Source organism: Pseudomonas sp. SWI7, from assembly GCF_006351945.1.
In the GTDB taxonomy this organism is placed as follows: Bacteria; Pseudomonadota; Gammaproteobacteria; order Pseudomonadales; family Pseudomonadaceae; genus Aquipseudomonas; species Aquipseudomonas fulva.
In genome coordinates this window covers 401,124-413,341 of sequence record NZ_CP040930.1, presented here as the reverse complement: position 1 = coordinate 413,341, position 12,218 = coordinate 401,124, and the positions used below count along the sequence as shown (strand labels likewise).

The window sequence follows — 12,218 nt, the reverse complement described above, 5'->3', positions numbered from 1 at the left end:
CCTATCAGCCCGCCGGGGGCGTGAAGATCGCCCCCAGTTGATCGCGGCTTTGCGCCATGCCCACGTTCTCACGCAGCCCTTGACGCAGAAACTCCACCAGCCTGGCCTGCAGCGCGATGGCAAGGTCGGTCTCGGGGTCCCCGCCCGCCACGTAGGCACCCACGCTGATCAGGTCGCGGCTCTGCGACAACCGAGACCAGAGCTGCTTGAATTTCTGCGCCTGGCGAAGGTGGTCGGCATCGACCACCTGGGGCATCACCCGGCTGATGGACGCTTCGATGTCGATTGCAGGGTAGTGACCCTCCTCGGCCAGCCGTCGCGACAGTACGAAGTGGCCGTCCAGCACACCCCGGGCCGAATCTGCGATCGGATCTTGCTGATCGTCGCCCTCGGACAGCACCGTGTAGAACGCCGTGATCGAGCCGCCACCCGGCTCACCATTGCCCGCTCGCTCGACCAGCTTGGGCAGTTTGGCGAACACCGAAGGCGGATAGCCACGCGTGGCGGGCGGCTCCCCGATGGCCAGTGCGATTTCCCGCTGCGCCTGGGCAAAGCGGGTCAGCGAATCCATCAACAGCAGCACGTTCTTGCCCTTGTCGCGAAAATACTCGGCGATACGGGTGCAGTACATGGCCGCCCGCAAGCGCATCAGGGGCGCATCGTCAGCGGGCGAAGCCACCACCACGGAGCGTTTGAGCCCCTCCTCGCCAAGGATGTGTTCGATGAATTCCTTCACTTCGCGGCCCCGCTCGCCAATCAGGCCGACCACGATGATTTCGGCTTCGGTGAAGCGGGTCATCATGCCCAGCAAGACCGACTTGCCCACACCGGTACCGGCGAACAAGCCCAGGCGCTGGCCGCGCCCGACGGTGAGCAGGCCGTTGATACTGCGGATGCCCACGTCCAGCGGCTTGCTGATGGGGTCGCGGTTGAGCGGGTTGATCACCGGCCCGTCCATCGGCACCCAGTCCTCGGCCTTCATGCCGCCTTTACCGTCCAGCGCGCGGCCCGCGCCGTCCAGTACCCGGCCCAGCATGCTCATGCCCATGGGCAGCCGACCACCGTCGTCGAGCGGCACCACGCGGGCACCCGGGGCGATGCCGACAATGCTGCCAACCGGCATGAGGAACACCTTCGACCCAGAGAACCCCATGACTTCCGCTTCGACCTGCACCGGGTGGTAGCTGTCGTCGTTGACCACCAGGCAGCGGCTACCCACGGCTGCCCTGAGCCCTTCGGCTTCCAGGGTCAGGCCTACCATGCGCAGCAGTCGCCCCTCGACCACCGGTTGCGCCGGCACCTCGATGGCCTCGGCATAACTGCCCAGGCGCTTGGCGAAGCTAGTACGGTCAAGGCGCATCGGCGTCCTCCACCGGCGCGTCCAGGTCAACGCTCACATCAGGCGCTGCCGGGTGCAGCGCATGGTCATGCATCTGATCGAACAACTGCGCGACGGTCTTCTCGATGCGGGTTTCCATGGTCGCATCGATACGGCTGTGGGCAGTCTCGATACGGCAGCCACCGGGAAGCAGGGTGCTGTCTTCGAGCAGGCGCCACTGCTCTTCGTGGCGCTCGCGCAAGGCCTTGGCCAGTTCGAAATCCTGCGGGTTCAGGTGAATACGGATATTGTCGGCACCCATGGGCAGGCGCTTGAGGGCTTCGCGCAGCACCTGGGTAATCTGGCTGGAATCGCTCGTGAGTTCACGGCCGATCACCTGGCGCGCCATGTGCGACACGAGGTGCACCAGGGTCCTTTCGATCTGGGTGTCCTGCTCGGCGATGGGCTCCATCAAATGGGTCATCAGCTTTTCCAGGCTGCCCAGCTTCGCCTTCAGGGCCTCGTCAGCCTCTTGGCGCACCTTGAGCTGGGTGCTGTGAAACCCATCACGCTCACCGGTTGCGAAGCCTTCGTTGTAGGCTTCCTGGCGAATAGCTTCGAGCTCTTCGAGGGTCAGCGGCTGAACGTCCTCCAGCGGCACTTCCTCGACTTCTTCCTCCACCTCGACCGGTTCGGGCTCAGGCTCGTGCGCGGGCTGGGGGTCGAAGCTGGGCAACGTCCAGACGTCCACGCCCTCGAGGTCGCGGGCCCGGATCAGGTCACTGGGGTGATGTTCTTTGGTCGACATTCAAAAACCTGTCTATCAGGGTGCCAGGCGCCATACCGCCTGCCGAAGACTGCACGCTAAGGCAGATTGCGTGGGTGACGCAATCGCCTTGCGCTGACCCATGGCGGCTCGCCGCTTAGATCATTTCCTCGGCACCTTTGCCACCGAGCACGATTTCGCCGGCTTCGGCCATGCGACGGGCGATGGTGAGGATTTCCTTCTGGGCCGTTTCAACATCGCTGACACGGACTGGACCCTTGGCCTCGAGGTCATCACGCAGCAGTTCCGAAGCACGCTTGGACATGTTCTTGAACACCTTGTCCTTGACCCGCTCGTCCGCGCCCTTGAGCGACACCACCAGCACGTCGGAAGACACCTCGCGCAGCAGCGCCTGGATACCGCGGTCATCCACATCGGCCAGGTTGTTGAAGACGAACATCAGGTCTTCGATCTGCTCGGACAGGTCGCTGTCGATTTCGCGGATCGAATCCATCAGGGCGCCTTCCACGGAGCTGTCGAGGAAGTTCATGATGTCGGCGGCACGCTTGATGCCACCCAGGGTGGTGCGCGCGGCGTTGGAATTGCCGGAGAACTGTTTCTCCAGAATCTGGTTCAGCTCTTTCAGGGCAGCAGGTTGCACGGTATTGAGCGACGAGACGCGCAATACGATGTCCAGCCGGACCTTGTGGTCAAAGTTGCTCAGCACCTCACCGGCCTGGTCAGGGTCCAGGTAAGCCACGACAATGGCCTGGATCTGCGGGTGCTCGTAGCGGATCACGTCGGCCACGGCGCGTGGTTCCATCCACTTGAGGCTGTCCAGGCCGCTGGTGTTGCCACCGAGCAGGATGCGGTCGACCAGGCCGTTGGCCTTGTCCTCGCCCAGTGCCTGGTTGAGCATCTTGCGAATGTACGCATCGGAGCCCACGCCCAGGCTGGTCTGATCGCCGACCACTTCGACGAACTCGCTCATCACTTGTTCGACCTGGTCACGGTGCACGTTGCCCATCTGCGCCATGGCCACGCCCACGCGCTGCACTTCCTTGGGCCCCATGTGGCGCAGTACCTGCGCGGCATCGGTTTCACCCAGCGAGAGCAGCAGGATGGCTGCCTTGTCGACGCGGCTCAGCTTGGCGGTAACGGCTCGGTTATCACTCATCGGCGTTGATCCAGTCTTTGACGACCTGGGCTACGCGGCCCGGGTCTTCGGCCACAAGGCCTTTGATTGCGTTGAGCTGTGCCTCGTAACCCTCGGTGGGGCTAGGCAGCAGAATGCTTGTCGGGCCACCCAGGCTGACGCGGTCGTTGGCCAGTTCGCCATCCAGACCGATCATGCCGCCCAGCTCCATGTCATTTTCAAGGGCAGGCTGCTTGCCACCCCCTGTCAGGTTGTTGAGCACAGGCCGCAATACGCCGAACACCAGCACCAGGATGAACAGCACGCCCAGCACTTGCTTGACGATATCCCAGAACCAGGGCTGCTGGTAGAACGCGATATCGGCAATCTCTTCGCCACGGTCCGGCGCGAACGGCACGTTGATCACGGTCACGCTGTCGCCACGGCTGGCGTCGAAACCAACGGCATCCTGGACCAGCCGGGTGAAGCGCGTCAGGTCCTCGGCAGCCCACGGCACATGGGTGGTCTCCCCGGTGGCGGCGTCCACCTTGACCTGATCGTCCACCACAACCGCCACGGACAGGCGCGTCATGCGCCCCTGTTGCTGGCGGGTATGGCTGATGGAGCGGTCGAGCTCGAAGTTCTTGGTGCTCTGTTGGCGCTTGTCGGACGGATAAGGCGCGAGCATCGGCTGGCCGGTGGCCGGGTCCATGATCTGCTGGCCATTGGCATCGACCAACGGCTGGCCAGGCTGGATGGCGCCCGCTGCACCTGCGGTACCGCCAGTGGTCTGTGGCGCCGAAGCGGCACCCGGTGGCTGGTTGCTCAACGCGCCCGGCACACCTTGTGGGCCCTGGCTGCTAGCGCGCTGCTCGTCGACCGACTGCTCACTGCGCAGCGCCGGTTGGTCCGGATTGAACTGCTCGGAGGTGGACTCGACCGCACTGAAGTCCAGGTCGGCAGACACTTCGGCCTTGTAGCGGTCGTTGCCCAGCACCGGTTGCAGGATGTTGTGCACACGCTGGGTCAGCATGCCTTCCATTCGGCGGCTGTAGTCGAACTGCTTACCGGCCTGGGTCAGGGCAGAATCCTGGATCTGTTCGGACAGCAGGTTGCCTTTCTGGTCGACCACGGTGACCTGGGACTTGTCCAGCTCAGGCACGCTGGTAGCCACCAGGTTGACGATGGCCATTACCTGGCCGGGCTCAAGTGCACGACCTGGATAGAGCTCGACCAGAACCGATGCACTGGGCCGACGCTCATCGCGCACGAACACCGAGCTCTTGGGAATGGCCAGGTGCACGCGAGCACCCTTGACGTTGTTCAGGCTCGACACGGTGCGCGCCAACTCGCCTTCCAGGCTGCGGCGGTAACGCGTGGCCTCCATGAACTGGCTGGTGCCAAGGCCCTGCTCCTTGTCGAGCAGCTCGAAGCCGACGTTGCCGTCGGTAGGCGCCACGCCCGCAGCTGCCAGCTTCAGGCGCGCACGGGAGATGTCGTCGGCCTTGACCAGCAGGGCCCCGGAATTGGGTTCCACGTTGTAGGCAATGTCGGCCGCCGCCAGGGTGTCCATGACCTGCTTGGTGTCCATGCCCGACAGGCTGGGGTACAGCGGACGGTAGTCCGGCTGCTGCGACCACAGCACCACGGCAAAGCCGATCGCCACGCTGGCAGCCAGGCCGACCATCAGGCCGATCTGACGCAGCATGGGCATCTGCGCAATGTTTTCCAGGAACGCCAGGCGCACCAGAGGTGCCTTGGGCGCTGGCGCGCCGCCCTTGGCGGGCGCGTTGTCGACGACTGCTTCAGCCATGGTCTACGTCTGCCCTCAAACCGGCATTTGCATGATGTCCTGGTACGCCTGGACGAGCTTGTTGCGTACCTGGGTCAAGGCCTGCATCGAAACGCTGGCTTTCTGCGAGGCAATCATCACGTCGGTGAGGTCGACCCCGGTCTTGCCGATTTCGAACGCGTTCGCCAACTGCGAAGAGGCCTGCTGGGTGTCATTCACCTTGCCGATGGCCTGGCCCAGCATGTCGGCAAAGGTACTTTGCCCTGGGGCCAGCTCAGGGGCGGCTGATACTTTCGGCAGCGACATGGCATCGGCCTGCATGGCCCGCATGTCCAGCATCAGACGATTGAATTCAACACCTTGGGTCATGAGCTTCTCTCTCCGGCGGCCGCATATTTTTGACAGTCATGCGGCGGATAGCCTTCGTAAAGCAACAAAGGTGCCAGCCTTATGAAAGGGTGAATACGTCTAGGAAAAAACGGGCGTATCAGGCTACGAAGCACCGTGAAGATCACGCACGCTTGGCGGGCGATGCCTAAAAGAGCGCTGGATTACCCGCGCTAGAGATGACGTCTGCAGGGTAAAACGCGACTGTCTTACTCGCCAAACAGACTGGCCTCGACGTCGAAACCGGCGTCGCGCATCTGCGCAAGCTTATAGCGCAGCGTGCGCGGGCTGATCCCCAGGCGCTCGGCCGCTTCCTTGCGCCGACCTCGCTCGGCCCGCAGGGTATCGATGATCTGCTGGTACTCGTGACGCCGCTTGTCGTCGCCCTGCTCGGCTGCAAGTCCACCTTGCCCAGATAGTGGCACAGCGCCACCTGACAAGGGAATGGCGCCATCAAGACAAAAATCCGCCGCCTCGATCACCCCGCCTTGCTGCAGGATCAAGGCGCGCTGCAATGCATTATCCAGCTCACGCACGTTGCCAGGCCAGGTCCAGGCTTGCAGGCAGGCCTGCGCGTCGGCGGACAGGCGCACGGGGGCATGCTGCATTTTTGCAATGTGACGAGCCAGCAAGCGCTCGGCCAGTTGAACGATGTCGCCGGGCCGCTCGCGCAGGGGGCGCCAGGCCAGCGGGAACACGGACAACCGGTAGAACAGGTCCTCGCGAAAACGACCGGCAGCCACCTCGCCCGCCAGGTCCCGGTTGGTGGTGGCCACTACGCGGATATCCAGCGCGATGGGCTTGCGCCCCCCTACCCGCTCGACCTCACGTTCCTGCAGCACCCGCAGCAACTTGGCCTGCAAGGCCAGGGGCATTTCCGAGATCTCGTCCAGCAGCAAGGTACCCCCGTTGGCCTGCTCGAACTTCCCGGGCTGGGCAGCGATCGCCCCGGTAAAGGCACCCTTCTCATGGCCGAACAGCGTGGCCTCAAGCATGTTGTCCGGAATGGCGGCACAGTTGATCGCAACGAACGGCTGGCTGGCACGGGGGGACTGCTGGTGGATGTAGCGCGCCAGCACTTCCTTGCCCGTGCCCGACTCACCGGAAATCAACACGGTCGAGCCACTGCGCGCCACGCGTGCGGCCAGCTCCAGCAACTGCCGGCTGGAGGGCTCGCGTGCAACAGGGCCCTCCTCGTCCGTCATACGCCCGGCGGCATGCCGCTGCACAAGGTTGAGCAGCGCCTTGGGTTCAAAGGGTTTGACCAGGTAATCCACCGCACCTTGGCGAATGGCTTCCACCGCCCGTTCCACGGCCGCGTGAGCGGTCATCAGCAATACCGGCAATTGCGGCTGCTGGCGGCGCAGCTGGGCCAGCAACTGGTGGCCGTCCATGCCCGGCATGTTCACGTCGCTGATGACCAGGTTGAAGGGTTCTTCATGCACCACTTTCAGGGCCTGCTCTGCGCTGTCCACCGCTTTGTAGGCGAAACCACCCAGGTCGAGGGTATCGGCCAGTGCCTCGCGCAGCACACGGTCATCCTCGACCAGCAACACATTCACCGTCATCACCGGCTCTCCGCCAACGACCCGTCGATCAAGGGCAACTCCACCCGCACGCAGGTGCCGCGCCCCACCTTCGAGCGCACCTGCACGCTGCCATGGTGGGCCTTGGCCACCGCCTTGACCACCGCCAGCCCGAGCCCCGTACCGGTCGACTTGGTGGTCAGGAATGGCTCGCCAAGACGGGCGAGCAGATCAGGTGCAATGCCAGTGCCAGCGTCACTGATGCACAGGTGCAGGGTCTGCTGGCGACGCCATAGGTGCACCTTGAGCCGCGCAGCGCCCTGGCTGGCCTGGGTGGCGTTTTCGATCACGTTCAGCAGTGCACCCACCAGCGTGTCGCGGTTGCACAGCAGCTCACCCAGGCGGCTGTCACACTGCCAGCGCACCGCGTGCCCGTGAACATGCGTCTGCGCAGCCTGCTGCAACGCCTGGAACAAGGCTTTCGGAGAAATTCGATCCGTGAGTGGCAACTCGCCACGGGCGAACACCAGCATGTCGCGGACCTGTTGTTCCAGCTCATGCAGACGCTCCTTGAGACTGCCAGCGAAGCGCTGCCGGGTCTGAGTGGTCAACGCCTGTTCAGGGTCGGCCAGGTGGCTGGCGTAAAGCATGGCAGCAGAGAGCGGCGTGCGAATCTGATGCGCCAGCGAGGCGACCATGCGCCCGAGCGAGGACAATCGCTCGTGGCGTGCCAACTGGTCTTGCAGGCGACGGGTTTCCGTCAGGTCGTTGAGCAGCACCAGCTGCCCCGGCTCGGCATCCAGCGAGCGCGTGGCAATGGACAGGCGACGGCCGTCGCGCAGGGACACTTCATGGCCGTCGTCCAGTCGCGGGGCAAAACTGCGGGCAATGACTTCACGCCACAGCTGGCCGATCAATGGCTTGCCCAACAACTCGCAGGCGGCCGGATTGGCTTCGCGAACGCTACCCTGCCCGTCGATGACGATCACCCCGCCCGGCAGCAGGTCCAGCAAATGCTGCAAGCGGTTGGCCAGGCGTTCTTTCTCGTTCAACTCCTCGATGCGCTGGGCGCTGACCACCGCCAGCTCGCCCTTGAGCTCACTGACCCGGGCTTCGAGCAGGCTGTAGGACTGGCTGAGCTGGCTGGAGACCTGGTCGAACAAAGCGAACGCCTGCTCGACACCCTGGCGGCTTTCCTGCTCGACCAGTGACTGCGCCTGGGGGGAAAGGGCTCGGGATACGTGGGCGGCCTGGGGCATCGTGCTCTCTCGCGTGGCTGACCGTCATAAAAACGGTGTGGTGGCCAGTGCGTAGCAATACCCGTGCCGCAGATAAGGGCTTACGACATTTGCCGGAGACTTTGCACTCCGGCAGAGAATCTACCGCCTATCGACGACGATCACTCCTCTGCCTGGTCTTCACCACCCTGCCGGCTCATCCCATACTTACGCATTTTCTCGACCAGCGTGGTGCGGCGAATGCGCAAGCGCTCGGCAGCGCGCGCGACGATGCCGTTGGCGTCGTCCAGTGCTTGCTGGATCAGCCCCTGCTCCAGGCTGCCCAGGTAGTCCTTCAGGTCCAGGCCTTCAGGCGGCAACATGGCAGGGTTGCTAAAGCTGGGCGCGTGCCCGTTGATGGCAATGCGCTCTTCCAGGTCGCTGCGCAGGTTATCGACCATCTGCTCGTCTTCGTCATCGATGTAGCGGAATTTCTTCGGCAGTTCCGACACACCGATCACCCCGTACGGATGCATGATGGCCATGCGCTCGACCAGGTTGGCCAGCTCGCGCACATTGCCCGGCCAGCCGTGGCGGCACAGGGACATGATCGACGCCGAGTTGAAGCGGATGGAGCCACGTTTTTCGTGCTCCATGCGCGAGATCAGCTCGTTCATCAGCAGCGGGATGTCTTCGACGCGCTCGCGCAGGGGCGCCATTTCGATAGGGAAGACGTTAAGCCGGTAATACAGGTCTTCGCGGAAGGTGCCGGCCTCGATCATGTTCTCGAGATTTTTATGGGTCGCGGCAATGATGCGCACATCGATGCTCTGTGTCTTGTTGCTGCCCACCCGCTCGAACGTACGCTCCTGCAGCACGCGCAATAACTTGACCTGCATGGGCAGCGGCATGTCGCCGATTTCATCCAGGAACAACGTGCCGCCGTTGGCCAGTTCGAAGCGACCCGCACGGCTGGTGATGGCGCCGGTAAACGCACCTTTTTCATGGCCAAACAGTTCGCTTTCCAGCAACTCAGCCGGGATCGCGCCACAGTTGACAGGCACGAACGGCGCTTCGCGGCGCTTGGAGTGGTAGTGCAGATTGCGCGCCACCACCTCCTTGCCCGTGCCCGACTCGCCCAGGATCAGCACACTGGCGTCGGTATCGGCCACCTGCTGCATCATCTGGCGTACGTGTTGAATGGCGCGGCTGGTACCCACCAGGCTGCGGAACAGGTTCGGCTCGCGCTGACGACCGCGCTCACGTGCCTGATCGTACATCTCGCGGTAAACCTGCGCTCGGTGCAGCGAATCGAGCAACTGGCTGTAGCTGGGCGGCATTTCCAAGTTCGACAGCACGCGGCGGCGCAGCTCTTCAGGCAACTCGCTCGAAGAAATATCACCTAAAAATAGAACAGGAAGGAACTCATCCCATGAAAGCACTGTCCTAAGCAGCCCGAGCAGTGTGCCGGGCGTGTTGACGGTTCCGACGAGCACGCACAACACCTCACGGCTCGAAGACAAGGGATCAACCACCTGCTGCCACTCATGGCTGGCGCAGGACAGGTTTTCTTCGCCCAGGAAGTTGAGCACCACCGCCAGATCGCGGCGGCGGGTGCTGTCGTCATCGATCAGGAGAATCTTGGTTTCACGCCACATGCAATAGCAACTTCCCTAGTCATATCGGCGCCCGAGGGCGTGCTCGACATCATTCCGACTGAATGGTCAGTGTTCGGACGTCTGGAATACGAGAACAGGCACTAGTTAAGTCAAAAAGGGTCGCACAGTCAAATTTATGGCGCCTTTTGTTCAGTTACAGGCATTTTAACTGAACAAATGATAAACCTTTGAAGCATTCTTCGCTTGATTGATCTGCATCATCTCATCGGCAATCGCCTGGCGTTCGCCGGTTGTCACCTCGATGAGGCTGCGGTAGACATCCATGACGCCTTCGAGCTTAACCCGCAGTAGTCCTTCGTCGTAGGCGTGTGCTTCGAGCACCTCGTCAATACACGTGCGACACGCCACGTCCAGCTTGGCGATGGTATCCCAATCCCGTTCGCCCAAGGCGCCGAGCAGCGCATCACAGGTGTCGTCGAGCCGTTGCAGTGCAGTCACGGTAAACTCCTTGCCGTCAATCGGCCGGCTGGATATCGGCGATGCCGTCCCAACCGCTCTTCACGGTGATCATCAGCTGGGCGACTTCATCAATGATGCGGGCGTCGTTTTCAACGTTGGCCTGCATCAGGCGGTTGGTCATGTACACGTAGAGCGCATCGAGGTTTTCGACGTACTCAGGGTTCTCGCTTTTTTCCGGCATCAGCCCATCGCGCAGGCCAATGATGATGTCGATTGCCTTGCCCAGCATGAGACCTTTCTCGGCAATGTCCCCACGCGCCATCGCGCCCTTGGCCTGGGCCATGCGATCGAGCGCCCCTTCCATCAGCATCTGCACCAGACGGTGTGGCGTGGCTTCGGAAATCTGGGCATGGGAATTGACCTTCTGGTACTGACGAAGGGCTCTCATGGGATTCATCTTGCGACCTCATTACGGGGATGCGTTGGAAGGTGGATACTTACTGTATCGGGCAGAACCCGCAGAACTTTACAAGGCTTTGCAGGAAGCCTGGCCAGGCGCCAGGCTTCAGGCGTGGCGCATGGCGTTAATCATCACTCTTCTTGTTCAGCGCATTGAGCGTGCTGAGCACCGAGCTTTGCTGCTGACGCAACTGGGTCACCAGCGTGTCCATGTTGTTGTACTTGTCCTGCAGGCTCTTTTTCAGGGCTTCCATGCGAACATCCAGCGAATCCTGCTCAGCCTTGAGCTTGGTCAGGCTTTCGCTCAAGGTCTTGGACCGTTCGGCCAAGGTGCCGGTGGAGGCCTTTGCAAAAGGTTCAGTGACCTTCTGCAGGCGTGCCAGCATCCCGTCCTTGCCATTGAAGATGCTGGTCAGGTCCGCTGCGTTCGTGCTGGCAATCTTGTCCCACTTCTTGTCATCCAGGCTCAGCGCACCGCCATCCTGGGCCGAGGTGACGCCAAAGGCTGCCAGGGCCTTGAAGGTGCCGCTGCCAGAGGCCGCGTTGAGTTCTTCACGGATCGACGTCATCAGTGCACGCATGGAGGCATCCCCCGTCAGCGCAGCAGCCGTCATGGTACCGTCGGCGTTCTTGGTCACCTTGGTCTCGGCATTGACGACCTTGAGCAACGCGTTGTATGTATCGATGAAGCCCTTGAGCCCTGACTTCAGGGCACTGCTGCTGGTCGATAGCGACAAGATGGTGGCCGGCGTTTCCCCTGACGCGTTTTTTACCGACGGCCCTATCAGCTTGATGTTCAGACCACTCACCGCATCGGTGATGTCATTGGTCTTGGACTTCATGGCAATGCCGTCCAGGGTATATTCGGCATCGGTCGGCTTATCGACCACCGTGTAACCATCCTCGATACCTGAGTTGCCAGACAGGGTGATATCAGACCCTTCGCCCATCTTGGTCGAGGTGATGATCAGTCGCGAGCCGGTGGCATCGGTCAGCACGTTGGCACTCAGGCCTGCAGGGCCGAATTGGCTGTTGATGCTGTCACGCACTTGCTGCAGCGTGGCGCCGGCCGGAATGCTCAGATCGTGCGCCTTGCCATTCTGGGTCATGGTAAGCGTGGTTGCGCCTGTACCACGGTTGATGACCGAGCCCGCCCCGTCTGCGTAAGTCTTGCTCGATACCTTGGAAGCGGTCGCCAGCTTGTCGACGATGAGCTTGAACGTGCCATTGGCGGCCCCTGCCCCCATCGTCACGGTGGCCACCTTTTCATCCGAAGACTTGAGGCTCAGCCCGCCGAAACTATTGGTATCGGTCATGTTGGTCAGCGCGCCACGGAAAGCATCCAGGGCAGCCTGAATCTTGCCGATCGAGGACAACGTGGTGGTTGCCTTCAGCGTCTGGGTGTTGATCTGCGACTGCTTGGGCGCTTTTTGCGCGGCAACCAGCGAATCCACGATCGCCTGGGTGTCGATGCCCGAGCCAATCCCACTGACTGTTGTACCTGCCATCATTGCTCTCCTTGAACGGTAGCTGCCGGATC

11 protein-coding genes are annotated in these 12,218 nt (G+C 62.3%); all 11 read right to left on the bottom strand.

The window, feature by feature from the left end:
- Window positions 1-4 precede the first annotated feature (4 nt).
- Window positions 5-1,360 carry a flagellar protein export ATPase FliI gene (gene fliI / locus FH041_RS01970; RefSeq protein WP_023533988.1) on the bottom strand — a complete coding sequence of 452 codons (1,356 nt, stop codon included), beginning with the start codon at window positions 1,358-1,360 and terminating at the stop codon, window positions 5-7.
- Complete coding sequence (gene fliH / locus FH041_RS01965; RefSeq protein WP_088523278.1) at window positions 1,350-2,126, bottom strand: flagellar assembly protein FliH; 777 nt, start codon at window positions 2,124-2,126, stop codon at window positions 1,350-1,352. Before fliH ends, fliI begins: the two co-directional genes overlap by 11 nt.
- 115 nt (window positions 2,127-2,241) lie before the next feature.
- Window positions 2,242-3,261 (bottom strand): flagellar motor switch protein FliG, encoded by a 1,020-nt coding sequence (gene fliG / locus FH041_RS01960; RefSeq protein ID WP_023533955.1) that lies wholly within the window; start codon window positions 3,259-3,261, stop codon window positions 2,242-2,244.
- Window positions 3,254-5,032: a flagellar basal-body MS-ring/collar protein FliF gene (gene fliF / locus FH041_RS01955; RefSeq protein WP_023533998.1), complete on the bottom strand. Its 1,779-nt coding sequence runs from the start codon at window positions 5,030-5,032 to the stop codon at window positions 3,254-3,256. The genes fliG and fliF overlap by 8 nt, the downstream gene beginning before the upstream one ends.
- A 15-nt stretch (window positions 5,033-5,047) precedes the next feature.
- The gene (fliE, locus tag FH041_RS01950) at window positions 5,048-5,380 is read right to left on the bottom strand and encodes a flagellar hook-basal body complex protein FliE (protein WP_023533916.1); all 333 of its coding nucleotides are present in this window, start codon (window positions 5,378-5,380) and stop codon (window positions 5,048-5,050) included.
- A gap of 227 nt (window positions 5,381-5,607) precedes the next feature.
- A complete protein-coding gene (locus tag FH041_RS01945) occupies window positions 5,608-6,966 on the bottom strand; it encodes a sigma-54 dependent transcriptional regulator (RefSeq protein ID WP_028687992.1) in 1,359 nt (452 codons plus the stop codon).
- Window positions 6,966-8,183 (bottom strand): PAS domain-containing sensor histidine kinase, encoded by a 1,218-nt coding sequence (locus tag FH041_RS01940; protein ID WP_028687993.1) that lies wholly within the window; start codon window positions 8,181-8,183, stop codon window positions 6,966-6,968. The genes FH041_RS01945 and FH041_RS01940 overlap by 1 nt, the downstream gene beginning before the upstream one ends.
- 140 nt (window positions 8,184-8,323) lie before the next feature.
- Window positions 8,324-9,799 carry a transcriptional regulator FleQ gene (fleQ, locus tag FH041_RS01935; protein WP_140174133.1) on the bottom strand — a complete coding sequence of 492 codons (1,476 nt, stop codon included), beginning with the start codon at window positions 9,797-9,799 and terminating at the stop codon, window positions 8,324-8,326.
- Between the two features lie 165 nt (window positions 9,800-9,964).
- Window positions 9,965-10,258 (bottom strand): hypothetical protein, encoded by a 294-nt coding sequence (locus FH041_RS01930; RefSeq protein ID WP_033737224.1) that lies wholly within the window; start codon window positions 10,256-10,258, stop codon window positions 9,965-9,967.
- 16 nt (window positions 10,259-10,274) lie between these two features.
- On the bottom strand, window positions 10,275-10,676 hold the full coding sequence (gene fliS / locus FH041_RS01925; protein WP_140174131.1) for a flagellar export chaperone FliS: 402 nt from the start codon (window positions 10,674-10,676) through the stop codon (window positions 10,275-10,277).
- Between the two features lie 127 nt (window positions 10,677-10,803).
- Window positions 10,804-12,186 carry a flagellar filament capping protein FliD gene (gene fliD / locus FH041_RS01920; RefSeq protein ID WP_140174130.1) on the bottom strand — a complete coding sequence of 461 codons (1,383 nt, stop codon included), beginning with the start codon at window positions 12,184-12,186 and terminating at the stop codon, window positions 10,804-10,806.
- Window positions 12,187-12,218 lie beyond the last annotated feature (32 nt).